This is a genomic window from Chakrabartyella piscis, assembly GCA_030067835.1.
Classification (GTDB): domain Bacteria; phylum Bacillota; class Clostridia; order Lachnospirales; family Anaerotignaceae; genus Chakrabartyella; species Chakrabartyella piscis.
Genome location: CP092441.1, coordinates 2,452,939 through 2,473,159 on the forward strand (window position 1 = coordinate 2,452,939; position 20,221 = coordinate 2,473,159).

The following is a 20,221-nucleotide window of genomic DNA, read 5'->3' on the forward strand; positions in this document are numbered from 1 at the left end:
TAACCCCCTCTTGACAAGTTTCATTATGGGGGTTATAATCTACGATATTAAGGGGATATATTCCCCATATTTAGATTATTTTAGGAGGTGTCTATGGACTTATACAAAGAAATTCTCACACAAATTCTAGAACAAGAAGAAATACGCATTTGTTTCCCCAATCTACAATTAGATGCAAATAAACTTATTGAGTCTGCTAGTTACCAAGCTTTGCAAAAAATCAAACTGATTTTAGAAAATGACTATTTAGAAGATAATGAATGTTTTGAGCAAATCGAACAAATTCTTTTGGTATTTGAACATCTAGGAAGTAGTTGCAAAAATCGACATGACTTTTGATTTTCAGATGAAAAAGGGCGTACACACAGGTACGCCCCTACAATACCTATTTTCAAAACAGGAGACGTAACGTCTCCCCTACAGGTGCAAATACAAACTATGTGACAATGTAGGGGCGATTCACGAATCAACCGCAAACAAAAAATGGGTAGACACGAAATCCACCCATTCAAGTCATTCTTATTCTACTGATTTTGCACCAAACTCTGCCTCTTCAGCAGTGAATCCATCTTCCAGCAAACGGGCTACCATTTCTTCTGTGGTAAACTCGTTATAATCTGACCATTCAGATGCTGCTTTTGCTGCTTGTGCATTCCAATCCACATCTTCCAAATCGCTCATAGCATATGCAATTTCTTCTGCTGTGAACATCTTTGTTGTCAAATCATCTTCCAAGTATGCCAAGGAACAACCCATATATGTTAGGTTTTCATCCACAACTTTCTTTGCTTGTGCCATCCAGTCAAAGTCTACCAAAGATTCCATTGCATAGGCAATTTCTTCTGTTGTAAAGCCACCTTCTTCCAATATCAATTGCACACCTTCTTTGGAACAATACCAATAGTCTACATATTGTGTTGCAACCTTTGCTGCCTGTGCATTCCAATCCACCTCAATCAAATCCATAGCATATGCCACTTGTTCTGGTGTAAACAAATACATTTGCTCCAATTGCAATGCCAAGCTAGATTTGGAATTGCTGCCATAATTCAACAAAGAATCTGCTGCCATTTTTGCTTGTGCATTCCAATCCACTACACCCAATTGTTCCATTGCATAGGTGATTTCTTCATCAGTAAATTCTCGCATTTTCAAAGTTTCCATAAGACCTGCTTTTGAAGTGCCACCCATTTCCAATGTGCTTTGTGCTGCCTGTACCACAACTTCCAACCAATCCACAGCAACTGTATCCATTGCATAGGCAATTTCGTCTTCTGTGAACAAGTAATAACTACGCATATCTTCTTCAATCATTGGTTGAGAATAGCCACCAAATGCTATGGTTTCTTCCAACACAATCACTGCTTGGTTGTTCCAATCCATGTCAATGGTATCCAATGCATAAGCAATTTCTTCTTCTGTAAACCGATAGTCACCCAGTGCTTTTTCTAAGCCAGCTTTGGAATACATGGAATATTGCACACATTCATAGGCAACTGCCACCACTTGATCCATCCAATCCATTTCCAAACGTGCTAAAGTTTCTGCAATTTCTTCTTCTGTGAAGCCATTGTTTGCCATTTCTTGTTCCAGACCCGCTTTGGAGCACCAATAGCTTTCCATATACTCCTCTACAAAATGCATTGCTTCTGTTTTTTCTATTGCAACAGGCAATTCTCCTACTGCTTCTTCTTGCACACCAGAAGAACATGCTGTCATGCCAAAACAAAGTGCCACACCAAGCATACCCACACAAATATATGTTTGCAATCTTTTTTTCTGTTTCATACCCATCCTCTTTTCCAAATGTATCCCCTTTTCACTCAATATCCAACAGCTGCCAAACCATAGGCAACTTCTTCCGCTGTAAAGCCTGCCCATTCCATTTGTTGTTGCAAATTGGACTTGGAATAGGAGCCATATTTCATGGCATCTTTTGCATAAAGGGATGCTTGTTCCATCCAATCCACATTCCCTAAAGATTCCATTGCATAGGTAATTTCTTCTTCTGTATAGCCTTCCCATTCCATATCATCTATAATTCCTTGTTTGGAAGCAACCCAATATTTTACAGCATCCTTTGCATAGGAAGCAGCTTGCTTCATCCAGTCCACATCAGCTAAAGACTCCATTGCATAGGCAATTTCTTCTTCTGTGAAACCATAGTATTCCATTTCTTCTTGCACGCCTACTTTGGAATACCCCCAATATTTCACACAATCCTTTGCATAGGAGACTGCTTGTTCTTTCCAATCCATATCCTCCAAAGATTCCATTGCATAGGCAATTTCTTCTGCTGTAAAGCCATTGTATTCCAATTCTTCTTTGGTTCCTGCAACAGAATAGCCCCAATTTTCTATACAATACTGCGCATACAAAACTGCTTGCTCCATCCAATCCACATCCACCAAAGATTCCATTGCATAGGCAATTTCATCCGCTGTAAACTCTGCCCATTTCAAATCTTCCAAAACACCAGCCTTGGAATAATAATAGGTTTCTACATCTGCCTGCGCATAAAAAACAGCTTCTTCCATCCAATCCACATCCAAATGTTCCATTGCATATGCAATTTCATCTGCTGTGAACCCATCATATTCCAATTCTTCAATCAAAGACTGTTTGGAATAGCACCAATTGCCAAGACTATATTCTGCTCTACCCAAAGCATTTTTTTCACCAATGGTTTGAGATTCATCTTCTTTCACTTCTTCTACTTCTTCTGTAATTTCCATTTGTTTTGTGCCACCAGATGCTTCTTCATATGATGAAATAAAGGATTCTGTAAAGGAAATTGCAAAAGCAGGAATAAATCCAATGCCAAATAAAATCCAGCACACAAAAATAATGGTTAAAATAATTTTCTTCACAAAACCATAGGATTTCTTTTTGATCCACATAAAGGGAATCCCCACAATGGGTACCAAAATCAACAATAGCCACACAGCAAAGCCCTTATCATACCATTTTGTGCCTTTATGCTCATCCATCAAATATTCATTGTAACCTTCTTTATATTCATAATCTTCTTTATATTTATAATCTTCTTTATATTTATAACCTTCTTTATACTCATGTTCCTCTTTATGTTCCATAAGGATATCCTCCATTTATAGATATACAGTCCCCTTTGCCACAACGAATACATTGCCTTTCATTTGCACCTTTGCAATACATCCATCCACAACTTCCACAGATGCGCCCATAACACCCCCTGGTTGTCTGCATTCTATGGACATAGATTCCCCTTTGTCCATAGCCAAATAGGCGCCTACAGCTGATGTACCGCTGCCACAGCCACCTTCCCACACAAGAGAACTCCCTTGTACACACACCAAAGGGTCTAAGGTTTTGTTTTTTGCATCCCAAATCATAACACCAAAGGCTTCTGGCATAGCATCTGTCCATTCTTTTGTTGCAGACTCTGCCATCTCTTTCCAATTGTTGCCCCATACTTCTTTTTCGACAACAACATGAGAAATCCCTTCAAAACCAACCACAGGAAATGTATATTTTGTATTTTTTAATGAAAATGTTCTTTTTTCTACAAACAAAGGCAATGGCATATCCACCAAACCAGAAAAGCCCTTTTCCAATTTGGTCATTTGACAATTCACCAATTCCTTTGTACCAATGACCTCCACAGACAACATTTCCACACCACCCACAGGCAAGTTTTTCTGTTCCAATATATAGGCAGCCAAAGATAGAGTTGCATTGCCACAAAATTCTCCACCCATCATACGCAAACATGCAGCTGCTTTTGGATTGGTTGGTGTTTGTATGAATCCCGCTTGCTCTGCAAAAAGACTTCCATAAGAAATGAGTTGTTCTCCAATTTCTCGTTGCAAAGCTTCTGCAACTGGTGTTTCCACCAAAATGGTCATATTTTCAGTTGGATTGCATTTGATAAATGATAGTTCCATATTTCCTCCAAAATACTACAAAATTCGGTACAGTCAAGACTGTCCCCTACAAAATAATACAAAAAAGTCTGTCATCCTGAGTGCAACGAAGGATCTTCTCTTTTGTTATAAAAGATTCTTCGGCTCCACCTCAAAATGACAGCCCTATTGACATTTACATAAAAATTATTGTTGGAAGCGACCAAGGAATGCTTTGGTACGTTCCATTTGTGGATGGTTGATGACATCTTCTGGATTGCCTTCTTCCACAATAACACCACCATCCATAAAGATGATATGGTTGGAAACATCCCTTGCAAATGACATTTCATGGGTTACAATTACCATTGTCATATGCTCTGCTGCCAAGTCTTTGATGACCTTCAAAATTTCACCTGTCAGCTCTGGATCCAAAGCAGATGTTGGTTCATCGAAGAACAAAATTTTCGGTTTCATTGCCAATGCACGAGCAATGGACACACGTTGTTGTTGCCCTCCAGACAATTGATATGGATATGCATCTTCTTTGTCTGCAAGCCCCATTTTCTCCAACAAAACACGTGCTTCTGCATAGACTTCTGCTTTGTTGCGTTTGCCAATGAGAATCGGTGCTTCTGTAATGTTACGCATCACAGAATAGTGTGGGAATAGGTTGAAATTCTGGAACACAAGTCCAAAATGTTTTTTGATTGCTTTGAGTTCTGCTGGTGTACCATATTGTGCTTTCCCTTCTGCATCCATCTTTGTGGCATAGTCACCCAAATAAATCAAGTCGCCACCATCCATGGTTTCCAGTAAGGTTGCACATCTGAGCAATGTGGATTTACCAGAACCTGATGGTCCAATGATGGACACCACCTGTCCTTCAGAAACAGAAAGAGAAATGTCTTTCAAAACTTCATTATCGCCAAAACTTTTATTGCAATGATTGATTTCCAATACCTTCATATATACTCCTCCTGATTTCGAGTTATCTATAACAATTCAAACCCATCAAAACCCATCCTTTCTTTTGATTTTAGCGTCGCAGACTTAAATCCGCAGTCGGAATTTACTTCCGATGAGGACAAAAGTGATTTCTAGGTGCTTTGTAAAAGCACTTGCACGAGGAAATCGTCTTTTATACCTATGTCTACAACTCAAAATCCTGATTTTGAGTTAACGGTAATAATCCAAACGTTTTTCTACTTTTTCCATTACAATTGCCACAATACCATTGAAAATAAAGTAGAATAAGCCTGCTACAAACAAAGGAACAATTGTGGTTTGTGCCGCTGCAATTTGTTTTGCCAAAGTAAACATTTCTGTGTAGTTCAAAACGAATGCCATTGCAGTATCCTTAACCAAAGTGATGGTTTCATTGGTCACTGGTGGTATGATACGTTTGATCATTTGAGGGAATACAATTTTGAAGAAGGTTTGGGATTTGCTATAGCCCAAAACAGATGCTGCTTCGTATTGACCCACAGGTATGGATTCGATACCTGAACGATAAATTTCTGCAAAGTATGCTGCATAGTTGATGGAGAAGCCCAAAACAACAGCAACAAAGCGATATGTTCTTGGCATACTGATACCAAACACATAGTATGGTCCAAAATAAACCACCAACAATTGGAGCATCAAAGGTGTACCACGCAAAACGGAAATATAAATTTTAGCCAATAATTGCAATGGTTTGAATTTGCCAATACCCCATTTGCTCATACGTCCAAAGGCTACAATCAAGCCAAGTGGCATAGAAAATAGCAAAGTCAAAACAAAAATCAAAAGGGAAGCACTCATACCACTTGCCAATTGTTGTACAATGCTCATTAGTTCTGCTGTTGTCATAAAATCTTCCTCTCTACTGTAAACATTCATTATAGGCGAAACATAATGGTTTGAATATGCGGGTGGGCATGGAAACCCACCCCTACAAAACCCCATAAAATATATATTCGTAAAATTGCGAATTACGATATGATGTGGGCATCATACTCTACAAGCCACCATTGGTTTGTATCAAATTACCATTCAAGCAATTATGTTTCACCTATCCATTTCAAAAATCTATCTTTCCAAATACGCAGAAAATGTAGGGGTTGATGCATGTCACATCTACCCCTACTTTATTATTTTCTTACATAAAATTTATTTTGAACTTATTGACCCATACAGATTACGTCTTCCAAACCATATTCTGCAACGATTGCATCATATGTACCATCAGCAAGCATTTCATTCAATGTATTTTGAACTGTGTCACGAAGTTCTGTATCACCCAAACGGAAACCAATACCATATTGTTCTTTGGACAATTCTTCTTCCAACATTACGAAGATATCACCACGGGATTCCAATTGGTAGTTTGCAACACCGATATCAACAGCGATTGCATCAACAGCACCAGATTCCAAGCTCATGAAAGCTGTGTTGTAATCAGGTGTTTGTTCCAAAGCAGAGAAGCTTGCTGCCAAAGCCAAGTTTTCGTCATTGTCTTCTTCATTTGTCAAAGCTGTCAAAGCAGAAGAACCTGTTTGTGTAATAACAACCATACCAGCCAAGTCAGATTTTTCAACGATACCAGAATCTGCTTTTACTACGAATACGATACTGTTGTCTACATAAGGATCAGAGAAAGTATAGTCTGCTTCTCTACCTGTCATTGTGAAACCATTCCAGATACAGTCGATTGCGCCACTGTTGAGTTCCATATCTTTTGCAGACCAGTCAATTGGTTGTTTTACCAATTCCCAACCCAAACGATCACAAACTTCTGCAGCCAAATCCAAGTCAAAACCAACGTATTCGCCAGCTTCATTCATGTAACCATATGGAGGGTATTCTGCATCGAAACCAACAACAAATGTGGTTGTTTCTGCTACTTCCTCTGCTGGAGCTGCTTCTTCTGTTGCTTCTGTTGCTTCTGCTGCTGGAGCTTCTGTTGCTGTTTCTGTTGCACTGCTACCACAACCTGCCAAAGCACCAACGCTGACTACCATTGCCAATACAATTGCTAAATATTTTTTCATAATTCATATCCCCTTCTTACATACCTTTTTACATAACCTGTTACATACCTTTTTTGATGTCGTTTCCAGCTTCTTCATTATAGTATCACACTACCACACTAAAGTAAAGTAATATTTTTCAGATGGAATTCAACTTTTTTTGTGACTTATTGACAAATCCAATGAACAAGATTTTGTCCCACCATCAAAAATCAGCATTTCTTGTATATTTCTACGTACAATTCCTTGCAAATACATGAAAAAAATATTACAATATATAAGCTGTTTCAAATAGCAATGCATTTATAACTAATTACTCTATTATTTTTAAGGGGGAAATAACATGGAAAGTTTGTTAGACCTTTTATGGGCAATGTCTGATTTCTTATGGGGAACACCCATGACAGTAGTGGTTGGTGGTACAGGTTTGTATCTCACCATCAAATTCAGATTTTACTACATGAAAAAAATCAAGTTTCATTTCAAAAACACATTTGCTAAGATGTTCAAAGGTGGCGATGGTGAAGGTTCTGTTTCTGGGTTCGCTGCTGCTTGTACTGCCATGGCAAATACCATTGGTGTAGGGAATATCAGTGGTGTTGCAACTGCTGTTACCATGGGTGGTCCTGGTGCCATCTTCTGGATGTGGGTTTCTGGTCTTTTGGGCATGAGTACCAAAGCTTGTGAAATCATCTTGGGTCAAAGATACCGTGTAAAATATGAAAAATCCATGGATGAATATCTTTGTGACCGTTCTTTCGTTATGAAAAACGCTTTGGGTTGGAAAGCTGGTTCTGTCATTCTTGCTGTTTTTGTGTTCATCTTTGGACCTTGGACAAACGCAGTACAAACTGAATCTGTAACCAGTTCTTTGTATGAAGCATTCCAAATTCCACCTATCGTTTCTGTTGTGTTCGTAGGTCTTACTTGCTTCTTGACCATTGCTGGTGGTTTGAAACGAATTGCTCGTATTATGGAGCGTGCAGTGCCTTTTATGGCTATGCTTTACATTCTTGCTGGTCTTGGTGTTTTGGTTATGTACATTGACCAAGTGCCTGCTGCTTTGTCTTTGATTGTCAAAAGTGCTTTCACACCTATGGCTGGTGTAGGTGGTTTTGCTGGTGCAACTGCTCGTGATGCGGTGCGTTATGGTGTTGCTCGTGGTATTTACTCCAACGATGCTGGTACTGGTTATGGTATTGTTGCTCATGCTGCTGCAAAAACAGACCATCCTGTTCGTCAATCTTCTTGGGGTTGGGGTGAAGTATTCCTGGATACCATCGTGGTTTGCTCTGTAACTGCTTTGACCATCATCATCACCAATTCTTATATCGATTTCCCTGATATCACCAGTGGTCAATTGACTACCATTGCTTTCAAAGTGGCTTACGGTAATTTGGGTGGATATTTCATGGCAATTGCAATCACCATCTTTGCTTGGACAACCATCATTGGTATGTACTATAGCTGTTCCAAATCTGTAAACTACGCTTTTGGCGATACTGCTTGGAACAAAAAAATGACACCAATCTATATGATTTACTTTATGTTCCCAGCACTTGCTTTCTATGATTTGGAAGCAGATTTGCTTTGGGCATTTACAGATGTTTTGTCTGCAATGTACGTCATCATCACTTTGGTATTCATCTATGCGAAACGTAAAGAAATCTTCCGTTTGTTCAATGATTTCTGGGATCGTTTTGTACCAGAGTTGGAAGCTGGCAAAACACCAGAACCTGTTTCTTATGAAACCATTGAGAAATAAATGAATCAAAAAAATAAAAGGCATCATGCTCTACAAAATCGAAATTAGAACTATGTTGGCATAAAACAAGATCCTTCATTGCATTCAGGATGACACACGCATGAAATGTGCTGCATTTGTAGGGGCGTCCCTATGTGGGCGCCCGTTTTGAACTGCCACCAAAAAGAATTGTATCTCAATATCACAAAAAAAGCGGTACCTTTACAGGTATCGCTTTTCTTTTAATATGGTAAATCAAAGGATGCAATCCTCCAACCATCTGCTGTATTTTGCAAAACCACTGTATGACGTTCCATGGTTCTAGCCACTTTTCCATCTTCATTTTCCAAGTCCTCAAAATCACAATAATATCCAATCAAGTTGAAGATAATTTCCGTTTCCTCTGCTTCTATCAACTCATAACGCAACATATCATTTCCCATATACAAAATATGAGAACCTCTGTCTGCTGGCATATAATACAACATATCCTCTACATTTTCATAATACTGATATTCTACATCATCGTCAAAATTGGTATTCAATTCTTTGAAATATTCAGGTGTCAATATGGAAGTAAAGTCTGTATAAAACACATTCCAATCTGTGTAGAAATTGTCAGTATATGGAATATAGTTCCAGCCATTGATTTCCACAAAATCTTCACCCATCCAAGCATTGTCACCACTGCCATCTAATGCTTTTTGGGGCAACCAACCAATGCTCATGGTCATGGCTTCCATATAAGCAAAACCATCTTCTACCAATTCCATTTGTTCTGATGTAAGGAAGGTAACATCCTCTTTGGTATCTCCCACAATAAAAATATCTTCTGCTACAACAACTTCTTGTTCTACTGTCATGGATTCTGTTTCCACTTCTTGCGTTACTTCACCACAACCACCCAACATACACATCAAACATAGAAACAAAAGCGTTTTTTTCATAGCCAAAACCTCCTATCCAATAGATAGATTATCTCTATACCATTTCACTATCTTTTGATGAGTTGCTTCTTCCAATGCCAACTTTCCTTCTTCTGAAAGAGTATAGACACCTTTTTCCACACGTCGATACCATTTATAAGGGTTGCTTTGGACTAAAGATGGATATTTTGCATCCAATTCACGCAATTCCTTTACCGTTGCAGATTCTTTTGTTTCCAAATAGCAGCAAAGTGCCAATGACTTTTCACGATATGCTGTCATAATTTTAGTTTTGTTGATACCACCTTTGTTGATTGCAACCAGTCTTTGATCCACTTCTTTTGCAAGACCTTCTTGTTTTCTACGATTTTTACGTACCACGCTATCGGCTGGTTCCAAAACCACTTCCACCAATTGCACAGGACTATCCAAAGCCACTGTCAAAAGCCCCAATTCCAAACGTTTCAACAGACGCACCATATCCTTAAAGGTACGATCCCGTTGTCCCTTTTGTGGTCTTGGAATTGCAACATAAACATGTTCTGCTATGGTTTGACGTTCAATTGCTTGGTACACCAATTTCAAATTGAAGCTACGTTTCAGCTCCACAATTATGGTTTCTGACTCTCTAGTTGCCACAATGTCGCAATCCTTCACTTCACCTTGCACTGCATAGCCCAAATCTTCCAAAAACAAACGTATGGGATCAAATAAATCTGCTTCTTTTACACTCATTTCATACGACCTTTCGCCATATAACTTTCAATTTCCTCAACAGTACGAATCATATCAATGGTCAAGATTTCTGACCCTTCATCTGTCACCAAAACATCATCTTCGATACGAATGCCAATATTCCATTCTTCGATATACAAGCCTGGTTCCACAGTCAAAACCATGCCTGCTTGCAATTCACGATCAATGTATCTGCCAATGTCATGGGTTTCAGCTCCCAAATAATGGCTGACACCGTGGTAATAATATTTGTTCAATTCTTCTGGTTCTGTAATCAAACCAATTTCTGTCAATGCTTCCACATAATGTTCACGCAACACTTCATTCAAGCGAGCAAATGGCACACCTGGTTGGATGGTTTCCACCACTTTTCTATGACCTTCCAAAACAATGTTGTACACCAGTTTTTGTTGGTCTGAGAATTTACCATTTACAGGGAATGTTCTGGTGATATCGCCATTGTACCAGTCTACTTGTGCACCAGCATCCACCAAAATCAAATCACCATCTTTTGTGGTTTGGTTGTTTTCTGTGTAATGCAAAATACAACCACGTTCTCCTGATGCTGCAATGGTTTGGAATGCTTTTTGACGTACCCCTCTTTTGGTTAGAACAAAATCAAAATATGCTTCGATTTCGTATTCTTTCATGCCTGGACGCACCAAAGACATCATTGCCAAGAAGCCTTCTTCTGTAATTTTCATTGCACGATGCATACGTTCCAATTCCCAACCATCTTTAATCAAACGCAAATCACTGAAAATTGGATAGGAATTGTCCAAAATAAGACTTGGATATTTCCCTTGTACTTCCTTTGCAAAGGACAATGCTGCTGTTGGAAGTGCATTCCAGTCACGATTTTCCAAGTCCAACCAAAGGGTATCTATGTTGTATTTGAACACAAATTCTGCAAAGTCTGATTGGAACAAATCCACAAAGGAAACATCTGTAATGCCAGAGATTTCTTTTGCTTCTTCCACTGTCATATTGGCACCCACCCATTTTGCCAAATAGCCATTATCCCTTGGAATGTAGAGCTTGGTTTCAAAGCCTTTTGTCGTATTTGACATAAATAAAATGCAGTTTTCACGGTCAATTCCTGTCAAATAATAGAAGTTTCTGTCTGGTGAAAATGGATATTTTTCATCGCCACGTTTGTAGGGTGCTTGTCCAGCAAACACCACTGCCACACTGTTTTCTTCCATATATTGTGCAAATTTATTTCGATTATTGGTAAAATGATTCATGGTATCATCCTTTCTGTCGGTTTACGGACAACCGCAAGGGTTGTCCCTACAATTGCATCTCTATAATGATTTCATTGTGTTTATATCACGGAATGGTCAAGACCATTCCCTACGAGTATATTATATTAGATTTTGTAGGGGACAGTCTTGACTGTTCCGCTTTTCTAATTTATTGCAGAATGGGGAACCCATCCCCCATAATTGTATCGGAATCAATTTATGATACAAAATCCTTTTTCCCTCCAATATGCCAAAATATCTTTGGATTTGCCTGCTAATTTTCCTTGGACAGCTTCTTTTTTACCGCCACCTTTGCCAGAGAACATAGTTTTCAAATCTGCCATATAGTCATTTGCATCTTGGTGTTTGCTGATGAGTACAAATGCGAAACCTTCTGCTGTTGGTGACATAACAAATGCACGTCCTCCTGTGGTTTCCACCAAAATATCTGCCAAATTGGTCAAGTCTTTGCCAGCAAAGCCATCGCCTAAAATTGCTACATTTTCTACACCTTCTGGAATGGTTTTTGCCAACAATTTGAAGTAATCGTACTTGGTTTTGGATAGTTTCTGAATCAAATCATCCTTTTCTGCAAGCAAATTGGTGACAGCACCTGCAACCTTTTCACCAGAAACAGAGAGCATACGACCTGCTTCATCTGCACTACGATTTTTTTTATCATAATGCAACAATGCACGTTTGCCACAAACAATTTCCAAGCGTGTACCACCTTTATAACTTTGGATGCCAATGATTTTGATGACACCAATTTCGCCAGCAGACACCACATGTGTACCACAACAAGCACAACAATCGTATTCGCCTGCTTGCACAATACGCACCTGTCCATCAATTTCAATTTTGCTTCTATAGTCAATTTCTGCCAATTCCTCTTGATTTGGATATGTCACCAAAATAGGGGTGTTTGTCCAAATGGCTTCATTTGCTTTTGCTTCCAATTTTGCAATATCCGCTTCTTCTATTTTTGCATCGAAATCAATGAGGATTTTTTCTGTTCCCATATGAAAACCAACATTATTGCAGTTGTACTGTTTGCAAATGATGCCAGAAAGAATGTGTTCACCAGAGTGATTTTGCATCAAATCAAAGCGATTTTCCCAATCAATTGTACAGTCCAGATGGTCACCAACTGCCACTGCTCTATCTAGTATATGCAGAATTTGTTCGTTCTTTTCACGCACATCCAAAACAACAGCATTCCCAACAAATCCTTTGTCTGAAGGTTGACCACCACCTTCTGGATAAAAGTAAGTTTCTTTTAATGTGACAGCATATCCTGATTCCACTTTATTGCAAGTCAAAATTTCACCAACAAAGTTTGTGGTATAAGCATCGGTTTCATATTTTTTTATAGACATGGATTCTTCTCCTATCAATTGTATTTTTAGATGGTTCTAATCATATTGTACCATAAATACAGAATTATGAAAAGAAATCCCTGTAAACAAAAAAGCCTATCTACGAAAGTAGATAGACTTTGGTGTATAGGCAAAACGGGCACCCACACAGGGGTACCCCTACAGAAGTATAAATCAAGTTATCTATACTAGAAATCAACCGTAATAACACAAATTATGTTGATTGATTTGTCAAACCTTTTCCTTTTTCAATGAATGCAAAAATCAAAATTCCAGGACCAGAATAGGTACCTACAATACAACCTGCAATGCCAAAGAGTGCTTGTTTCATATCAAATTTTTCTGCAAAGCATTCACGCATTTTTTCCATACGTTCTGGTACTACACCATGGGAAAAGAACATTGGATAGGATTTATCCACACCATGTTCCATTGCATATTGACGCAATTTTTGGTACATTCGCTTTTTACCTTTTACTGCTGTGATGTTGATGACTTCACCATTTTTCATCGCCATAATGGGGTGTAAATTCAGCATAGTTCCAACAATTGCAGCTGGACCTGATAGTCTACCACCACGTTTTACATATTTCAAGGTTTCAATAGCTGCAAACACCTTAGTTCTTTTGGATAGTCTTTCAATTTCATCATGGAGTTCTTGGAGTCCCATACCTTCTTTTGCTTTTTTTGCTGCAATTTCCACCAAAAGTGCCAAGCCAGAAGTACAAGTTTGGGTATCCAAAATCATAACACGCTCATGACCACTTTCCAAATGGGATTTTGCTACATTTGCAGATTGCACAGTGCCACTGACACCACTGCTGACCAAGATTGCCAAGACATCATCGCCATCGTCCAAAATACTACGAAAAGCTTTTTCAAAAAATTCAGGTGAAGGTTGTGCTGTTTTTGCCATCCATTCACGTTCTTCCATTTTCACATAAAATTCTTCAGCAGACAGATTCACACCATCCAAATATGTTTCTTCCCCAAAATGTACAAACAAAGGTACACTGGTAACACCCAATTCGGCTATTCTTTCGTTTGTCAAATCACTTGTGCTATCCACCACAATACGTACCATACAATATCCTCCAATAAATTCCAATGTCACCAACTAGATGCTCTAGTTTTATCTTATATAATTGTATAATAGTTTTGAATACCACGTCAACCGTTTTCTATTAATTTTTAATACAATTTTCAATATTATATATTACAATTTCCTTAAATTTCCTAATCACCCATTATTTTACTTTGATTTGCAATCAAAAAGTGCACCTCCATAGGAAGTGCACTGATTGATTTACACGATATGCCTATTGAATTACGGAATGGTCAAGACCATTCCCTACAAGTATCCCAACGATATGGTTTCGTTTTAAAAACCTCTACTGCCACCGCCATGACTGCGACCAGAAGATCCACCTCTTACAGTGCTGCGACCACCACCACCGCCACCTGGACCATGACCATTATTTCTTGGAATGCGTCTATGAGTTACAGTTTGGTGAACAAAGCGATCTTCTTCTTTGGTCAGATGTACACTGCTTTTGTTATTGGGTGAATATTTGTATCCGCCAAATTTCAAGCGATATTTTCCAATGATTCCAACACCAATACCAACGAAAACAACCAACGCCAATACCACTGCAATCATAGCTTCTATGGGCTCTATGCTTTTGTATGTGGTAATTTTGCCTGTATCTTCGTTATAGGCATAGTTTCCTTGTGCACCCATATCGTAACAAGCAACCACTTCTGTAATCATAGTGGAAAAGGAACTTTCGTAATCACCTGAAGACGCTGCTGCAAAGGATGCATCCAATACATCTGAAATACGTGCATCTGTCAAATAATAAATGGCTTCACCTGTGGTTTGCAATGCAATTTCTCTATTATCCATATCGATGATACAAGTGACACCATCTTCAATGATCAAATTGGCATCATACAAATCCTCTGCATAAACACGAGCTGTTTTGCCACCAGCATCTGCAATGGACAATACAATGATATCCCAGCCAGTTTTGGCTTCTGCTTCTTCCAATTCCAATGTCAATCTAGCTTCTGCATTTGCATCCAACAAATTGGCTTCATCTTGGACTTGGATGCCCATACCAAAAACAGGAATTGTCATGGTCAAAATCAAAATGATGGATAGCAAAATTGTTTTGTATGATTTATTTTGGAAAGATTCTTCGTCACGATGTTCCTCTGCATGACAGATTTTGGTTTGTGGTTGATGATTTCTGCATAAATTTATCATAAGAAATACCCTCCAATCAAGCCAAGCACCAATACCACTGCTGCAATGGCACCTGAAAATTTCCAAACTCTACCTTGGGAAATGGGCAACTCTCCATAGACTTTACCTGTTTGTCCATTCAAGGAATAGTAGTAGACCTTTCCATCTTTGCCTTTATATGTAATGGTCCAAACTGGCAAATACACATAAGACCAAATCTTTTCCTTTGGTTCGATGTTGCAATGTCTCACGCTGACACTGCCATATCCTTTGATGGAATTACGCAAAAGCGCTTCTCCATATTTCTGAATATCCTGATTGATTTCGTCTTCATAAGCGGCATATTCAATGTCTCTACGTTCTGCCAGAAACCCTGATAAATAGCCCATTTGGAATGGTTTTGCATCCTTCAATAGATATGGCATTACCCCATCAATCAATTCGCTATTTGCTTTTTTCAGTGCATTTTTGGTCATTTCACGTAGTTCCAATTCCCCTTCACGTTCCACAGCAAAGTGCTTGGTTTCTGTATATTCCACATCACCCATACGCCAAACACGCATGTTTCTAGCTTCTGCATCCATAGTCCCTTGTGATTTGCTATCACACACCCAATAGGGGAAGTATACACCAGAAAGCATTTCGATTTGTTTTTTGTTGAAGAATGCCTTTGGTATGAAACGTTTCTTTTGCACATAGTCCAAGAATCGTTTTTCTGCTTCTTTTCGATCAATTTGGAAGGGTATCACATCATCTGGCATCATATCCCCTGTCATTTTGCCACTGAGCACAACCGGGTTATGACAGTAATAGCAAAAGGTTGCAGTTGTGGTTTCATCTGCTACAATTTCTGCACCACAACTGGGACATAGGTATAAATTGGCTTCCACTTCTTGGGTATCTTGACTCTGTTCTGTCACTTCTTCCACAGGTGTCAAAGATTCTATTTCCCCTTGTGTGAAAGCAGACATGCAATATTCGCATTTGTAATTTTGTGTTTTTGGATCAAATAGCAATTCCCCACCGCAATTGGGACATTTTAAACTGATGGTAGACATAACAAACCCCCTTTGTTTGCAAGAAGCATATGGTACAAATATGTTTGTGGTATTACGTTGATTTATTTCATAAATTACATTCTTGGTGTGCCACATTCTGCACAGAATTTACCTTTGTTGGTGGCACCACATGTGCAAGTCCATTCAGCTGCTGGTGCTGGTTTGCCACATTCAGGACAGAATTTACCTGTATTTTCTGCTCCACATGCACAAATCCAAGTTGCTTTTGGAGCTGGTGCTGGACTGCCACATTCAGAACAGAATTTGCCACTATTTTCTTTGCCACAACCACACATCCAACCATTTTGAACTGGTGCTGGTTGTTGATTTGCTTGTTGTGCTTGTTGGTTCATTTGCATTTGTTGCATATTGGTTTGAGATGCAGAATTTACAAATCCACCACCCATATTCATACCCATACCCATACCAAGGAACCCACTCATAGCACCGCCATCATTGGAGCCAGCAGCTTCCAAACCTCTTGCTACATGACCCTGCATATATCCTTCACGAACAGTAGGATCTGAAAGCATAGCACCTTCATTACGCATATTGATGAGGGTTTTGGATTCATCATCATAGGAAACACTGGCAACACCAACTGCTTGGATTTCCATACCACGCATTTGTCTCCAATCTTCATCCAAAGTGGTTGCCATATATTTGCCAAGTTCACGACTCTTTGCAGTTACATGGGAAATACGAATGCCATCTGCTGACATTTGGTTGATTGCAGATTGGAATGCTTCCAAAAATTCTGCAAGATATTGCTCATTGATATCAGAAATCTCTACACTATCTGCATTTCTAGGCACTGCTTCTGCATAGAAACGAAGTGGATCTGTAATTTTGATGGAATAGGAACCATGTGCACGCAAGAACAATTCTGCATTGTAGAAATTATCAAAATAATTGACAGGTGTTCTGGTGCCAAATTTGATACCTTTGATTTCTTGCAAGTTGATGAAGAATACCTTTTGGTTTGTGGGTGTTTGACCTCCAAATTTCATACGATTCAAAGAATCTTTCAAAGTTTCCTTAAATTCGCCATTGAAGAAAGATGGCATTGTGGAATTGTTGACGGTATAGTACCCTGGTTCAGCAGTATAATCCACAATTTTACCACCATCCACCAACATCATAAACTGGTTGTCATATACATGAATGACAGAACCATTGGAAACGGTGTTGTCAGTTCCCTTTTGGTTTTCACCTCGTCTGGTCAAAATACCACTTGTGAATACCGTTTGTGCACCCATATCATTTGGTTCTACAACTTCCAACCATTGGTCTGCAAATGTACCGCCAATTGCCGATGTTACTGCTTTGATTAAGCCCATATGTTTGTCCTCCTATTTTCATATCTTTTGATAGGTCACTTCGTAAAAATTCTGCAAATTCCAAACTTGTATGTTGATTGGTGTCACTGCCAAGCCACAATATTCACATTTCTTTTGTCCCAAAGATGTGATCGGGGCTCCACAGTTTGGACAGTTTACCCCCACAGATTGATCCATATTTGCCAAGGATGCATCCTGTATGTACATCATTTCCATATTGTACTTGGTTTGTGTTTTATATGGTGAGTAATTGGCATCCAAAACACTATGTTTTTTCTTGGTATATTGATACTCCAAAGCCGTTTGCAATGTGATGATGCATTTACCTGCAATCTTGTCATATCTGGCAATTTCTGTTTGGTGTATGCGAATATTGGTGTATCTTTCTTCGATACCATCCAATTTGTTTTTTGCAATATGCACACGCAATTTTTCATAAATTTCTAGCGAAACATCCCCCAAAGAATCCAAATCACCACAACTGATGGCAACCAATGCACTTTGCAATATGGTTTCTGATGTATTGCGAAACTCCACCCAATTGAATTCTGGAAAATCCCTTGCTATTTGTGGTTCCAAAACCCTTGTCATTGCAGAAACAGACTTTGGTTTTTTGGATAATTCTTCTGCTTGGGCATCCAAACCTTCTTTTATGGAAGATGTACCAAACAATGACCTAGACACTTCCTCTACCTTTTGTTTTGCTGTGTATACCACATAGGCGATACCACCTACAGTCAGCAATAATATGATGAGTATTATAACGATTCCTTCCATAACCCCTCCTGTGATTCATATATATGCATATTATATCGCATTTGGAGGTATTTTCAAAGAAAAATCAAGGATACATAGTGAAAATTTCATTAAAAAAACACCAACTCTAAGGAAGTATTACTAGGAATTGGTATCAATCTGCTTCTTATATAAATTCATTATGCTACAATTTTTCTGTTCACCCATACGCACAGTTTGACCTGTACCACTACGCCTATTTCCATTCCAATAAGCAATCACCATGCTGCTATAATCTGTCATACATTGGTTTCGTTTTTTATAGGAATTCTTTTCCCACTGCTCATGCAAAACAATCACTTCATCACAATTTGATAATATCCTATAATATTGCACTTGTTCTTCTTCTGACCATTCTTTTTCTTGACCCCAAAAGGGAATCACACCTATCAAACGAATGTTTTTATATTCCTTTTTTAGCTGCAATATCAACTCTGCACACAACAAATCCCAACCAATGGCACCACCAAATACAAAACAATCAAATCCCTTTTGTATTACTTCTTTGATGCATTCATATAAATCATTTTGCAACTGCTCCAAAACAATTCCTTTTGGTAATTTGCGATGCCCTGTAAAACAAATTGTTTTCTCTTTTTTCATAAAATCACCTTTTGTAATTATAATATTATTACAAAATTGTACATCACAAAAAAGAAAAGGTCAATATACAATTACAATATTCAATTACAATATTTTATGACAAAATGAGGTGATATATATGGAACCATTTGCAATCCAAAAAAATGAAGAGAAAATATCCTCCATCAATCGTACCATTCGATTCAAACCAGAAACCTTTGAAACCCTTATGATTTTGAGCGAAGAAAACGATATCTCCTTCAATAAATTGGTCAATCAATGTATTGAATATGCCCTTTCCAATATGAAATAATCTTATTCAACATGCAAAAAGCACAATCGCCAACTCATATTGGTAATTGTGCTTTCTTTTTCAATCCTTTGGTCTATTATAGAAATTCCCTTCCAAATTCTCTGTTTTCACAACATTGATAAACGCTTTTGGATCTGCTGCTTTGATCATAGCAGTGGTTGCCTTCACCTGATCGCTATTGACAATGGAATACACCAAAGTACGTTCTCTTTGGCTATAGGTGCCAACGCCTGTAAACATAGTTGCTCCATGGTGGGTGCATTCACTGATGGCTTGTGCCACCAATTCTGGATAATCTGTCACCACAAGAAATGTATTTTTTTTGTAGCGTTTGTAGCAAACATGGATTGCTTGTGTTGTGGTAAATTGATAGATGATGGAATACAAAGCCTTATCCCATCCAAAGATAGAACCAGCAATGATCAAAACAACTGCATTTCCCATCAAAATATAATTATACGCATCCAAACCATATTTTTCAGACATAAAAATAGCAACGAAATCAGTTCCACCAGCAGTGGTTTCTGCTCGCAAGCAAATGGAACATGCAGTTCCAGTGATGATACCACCAAAAATACTAATCAAAAGAATGTCATATGTCACTGGATAAGAAGGCAAGATATCTGTAAAAATGGAAGTCAAAACAATTGCGATACAAGAATAAATTGTAAATTTCTTTCCAATCAGCTTATAACAAACAAACACAGGACCTGCATTCAACGCCAAATTGATGGGTGAGAATGGAATTGCCACATCAAAAAAAGTTGCTCCAATTTCCTGTATCAAAAGAGTGATTCCTGTAAATCCACCTGGAATCAAACCACCTGCACCAACAAAACTTTTGATATTCAACGCAATCATAAAGGAAGCAACAACCACCAATGCCAAGCGTTTGCAATCTTTTTTTGTAAATATACCCTTTGTTTCCATACCAATCTCCTCAATTAAAACAGGGT

Annotated in this window: 20 protein-coding genes; 3 read left to right on the forward strand and 17 right to left on the reverse strand. The window is 38.5% G+C overall.

What is annotated here, in order from left to right:
* Nucleotides 1-93 precede the first annotated feature (93 nt).
* Nucleotides 94-339, forward strand: a complete 246-nt coding sequence (locus tag MJY40_RS11045) for a hypothetical protein (protein WP_317854297.1) — start codon at nt 94-96, stop codon at nt 337-339.
* Nucleotides 340-519: 180 nt separating this feature from the next.
* Here MJY40_RS11045 and MJY40_RS11050 read toward each other — a convergent pair whose 3' ends face one another.
* From MJY40_RS11050 to MJY40_RS11075, 6 genes are all read right to left on the reverse strand, one after another.
* A complete protein-coding gene (locus MJY40_RS11050) occupies nt 520-1,788 on the reverse strand; it encodes an Ltp family lipoprotein (RefSeq protein WP_317854298.1) in 1,269 nt (422 codons plus the stop codon).
* Nucleotides 1,789-1,823: 35 nt separating this feature from the next.
* Entirely contained in the window at nt 1,824-3,095 is a 1,272-nt protein-coding gene (locus tag MJY40_RS11055) for an Ltp family lipoprotein (RefSeq protein WP_317854299.1), read from the reverse strand.
* A gap of 15 nt (nt 3,096-3,110) precedes the next feature.
* Nucleotides 3,111-3,926, reverse strand: a complete 816-nt coding sequence (locus MJY40_RS11060; RefSeq protein ID WP_317854300.1) for a hypothetical protein — start codon at nt 3,924-3,926, stop codon at nt 3,111-3,113.
* A 165-nt stretch (nt 3,927-4,091) separates the two neighbouring features.
* A complete protein-coding gene (locus tag MJY40_RS11065) occupies nt 4,092-4,853 on the reverse strand; it encodes an amino acid ABC transporter ATP-binding protein (RefSeq protein ID WP_317854301.1) in 762 nt (253 codons plus the stop codon).
* A 210-nt stretch (nt 4,854-5,063) separates the two neighbouring features.
* Nucleotides 5,064-5,738 carry an amino acid ABC transporter permease gene (locus MJY40_RS11070; protein ID WP_317854302.1) on the reverse strand — a complete coding sequence of 225 codons (675 nt, stop codon included), beginning with the start codon at nt 5,736-5,738 and terminating at the stop codon, nt 5,064-5,066.
* A gap of 311 nt (nt 5,739-6,049) precedes the next feature.
* The gene (locus MJY40_RS11075) at nt 6,050-6,919 is read right to left on the reverse strand and encodes an amino acid ABC transporter substrate-binding protein (RefSeq protein WP_317854303.1); all 870 of its coding nucleotides are present in this window, start codon (nt 6,917-6,919) and stop codon (nt 6,050-6,052) included.
* Between the two features lie 322 nt (nt 6,920-7,241).
* On the opposite strand from MJY40_RS11075, the gene MJY40_RS11080 reads away from it, so the two are divergent.
* Nucleotides 7,242-8,663, forward strand: coding sequence for an alanine/glycine:cation symporter family protein (locus MJY40_RS11080; RefSeq protein ID WP_317854304.1), 1,422 nt, complete (start codon nt 7,242-7,244; stop codon nt 8,661-8,663).
* Nucleotides 8,664-8,884: 221 nt separating this feature from the next.
* Here MJY40_RS11080 and MJY40_RS11085 read toward each other — a convergent pair whose 3' ends face one another.
* From MJY40_RS11085 to MJY40_RS11130, 10 genes are all read right to left on the reverse strand, one after another.
* Nucleotides 8,885-9,589: a hypothetical protein gene (locus tag MJY40_RS11085; RefSeq protein WP_317854305.1), complete on the reverse strand. Its 705-nt coding sequence runs from the start codon at nt 9,587-9,589 to the stop codon at nt 8,885-8,887.
* Between the two features lie 12 nt (nt 9,590-9,601).
* Complete coding sequence (locus MJY40_RS11090; RefSeq protein ID WP_317854306.1) at nt 9,602-10,303, reverse strand: DUF2161 family putative PD-(D/E)XK-type phosphodiesterase; 702 nt, start codon at nt 10,301-10,303, stop codon at nt 9,602-9,604.
* Nucleotides 10,300-11,550, reverse strand: a complete 1,251-nt coding sequence (locus MJY40_RS11095) for an aminopeptidase P family protein (RefSeq protein ID WP_317854307.1) — start codon at nt 11,548-11,550, stop codon at nt 10,300-10,302. Before MJY40_RS11095 ends, MJY40_RS11090 begins: the two co-directional genes overlap by 4 nt.
* A 212-nt stretch (nt 11,551-11,762) precedes the next feature.
* Nucleotides 11,763-12,929 (reverse strand): alanyl-tRNA editing protein, encoded by a 1,167-nt coding sequence (locus MJY40_RS11100; protein WP_317854308.1) that lies wholly within the window; start codon nt 12,927-12,929, stop codon nt 11,763-11,765.
* A gap of 214 nt (nt 12,930-13,143) precedes the next feature.
* Nucleotides 13,144-14,013 (reverse strand): DegV family protein, encoded by an 870-nt coding sequence (locus tag MJY40_RS11105; RefSeq protein ID WP_317854309.1) that lies wholly within the window; start codon nt 14,011-14,013, stop codon nt 13,144-13,146.
* A 297-nt stretch (nt 14,014-14,310) separates the two neighbouring features.
* Entirely contained in the window at nt 14,311-15,198 is an 888-nt protein-coding gene (locus MJY40_RS11110; RefSeq protein WP_317854310.1) for a TPM domain-containing protein, read from the reverse strand.
* A complete protein-coding gene (locus MJY40_RS11115; protein ID WP_317854311.1) occupies nt 15,195-16,235 on the reverse strand; it encodes a TFIIB-type zinc ribbon-containing protein in 1,041 nt (346 codons plus the stop codon). The genes MJY40_RS11110 and MJY40_RS11115 overlap by 4 nt, the downstream gene beginning before the upstream one ends.
* Before the next feature lie 74 nt (nt 16,236-16,309).
* Nucleotides 16,310-17,575 (reverse strand): SPFH domain-containing protein, encoded by a 1,266-nt coding sequence (locus MJY40_RS11120; RefSeq protein ID WP_317854312.1) that lies wholly within the window; start codon nt 17,573-17,575, stop codon nt 16,310-16,312.
* An 18-nt stretch (nt 17,576-17,593) separates the two neighbouring features.
* Nucleotides 17,594-18,352, reverse strand: coding sequence for a zinc ribbon domain-containing protein (locus MJY40_RS11125; protein WP_317854313.1), 759 nt, complete (start codon nt 18,350-18,352; stop codon nt 17,594-17,596).
* A 120-nt stretch (nt 18,353-18,472) separates the two neighbouring features.
* Nucleotides 18,473-18,973, reverse strand: a complete 501-nt coding sequence (locus MJY40_RS11130; RefSeq protein ID WP_317854314.1) for an SLOG family protein — start codon at nt 18,971-18,973, stop codon at nt 18,473-18,475.
* Between the two features lie 118 nt (nt 18,974-19,091).
* Here MJY40_RS11130 and MJY40_RS11135 point away from each other — a divergent pair, with 118 nt between their 5' ends.
* A complete protein-coding gene (locus tag MJY40_RS11135; protein ID WP_317854315.1) occupies nt 19,092-19,265 on the forward strand; it encodes a hypothetical protein in 174 nt (57 codons plus the stop codon).
* A 60-nt stretch (nt 19,266-19,325) separates the two neighbouring features.
* On the opposite strand, the gene MJY40_RS11140 is transcribed toward MJY40_RS11135, so the two are convergent.
* A complete protein-coding gene (locus MJY40_RS11140) occupies nt 19,326-20,195 on the reverse strand; it encodes a YitT family protein (protein ID WP_317854316.1) in 870 nt (289 codons plus the stop codon).
* Nucleotides 20,196-20,221 lie beyond the last annotated feature (26 nt).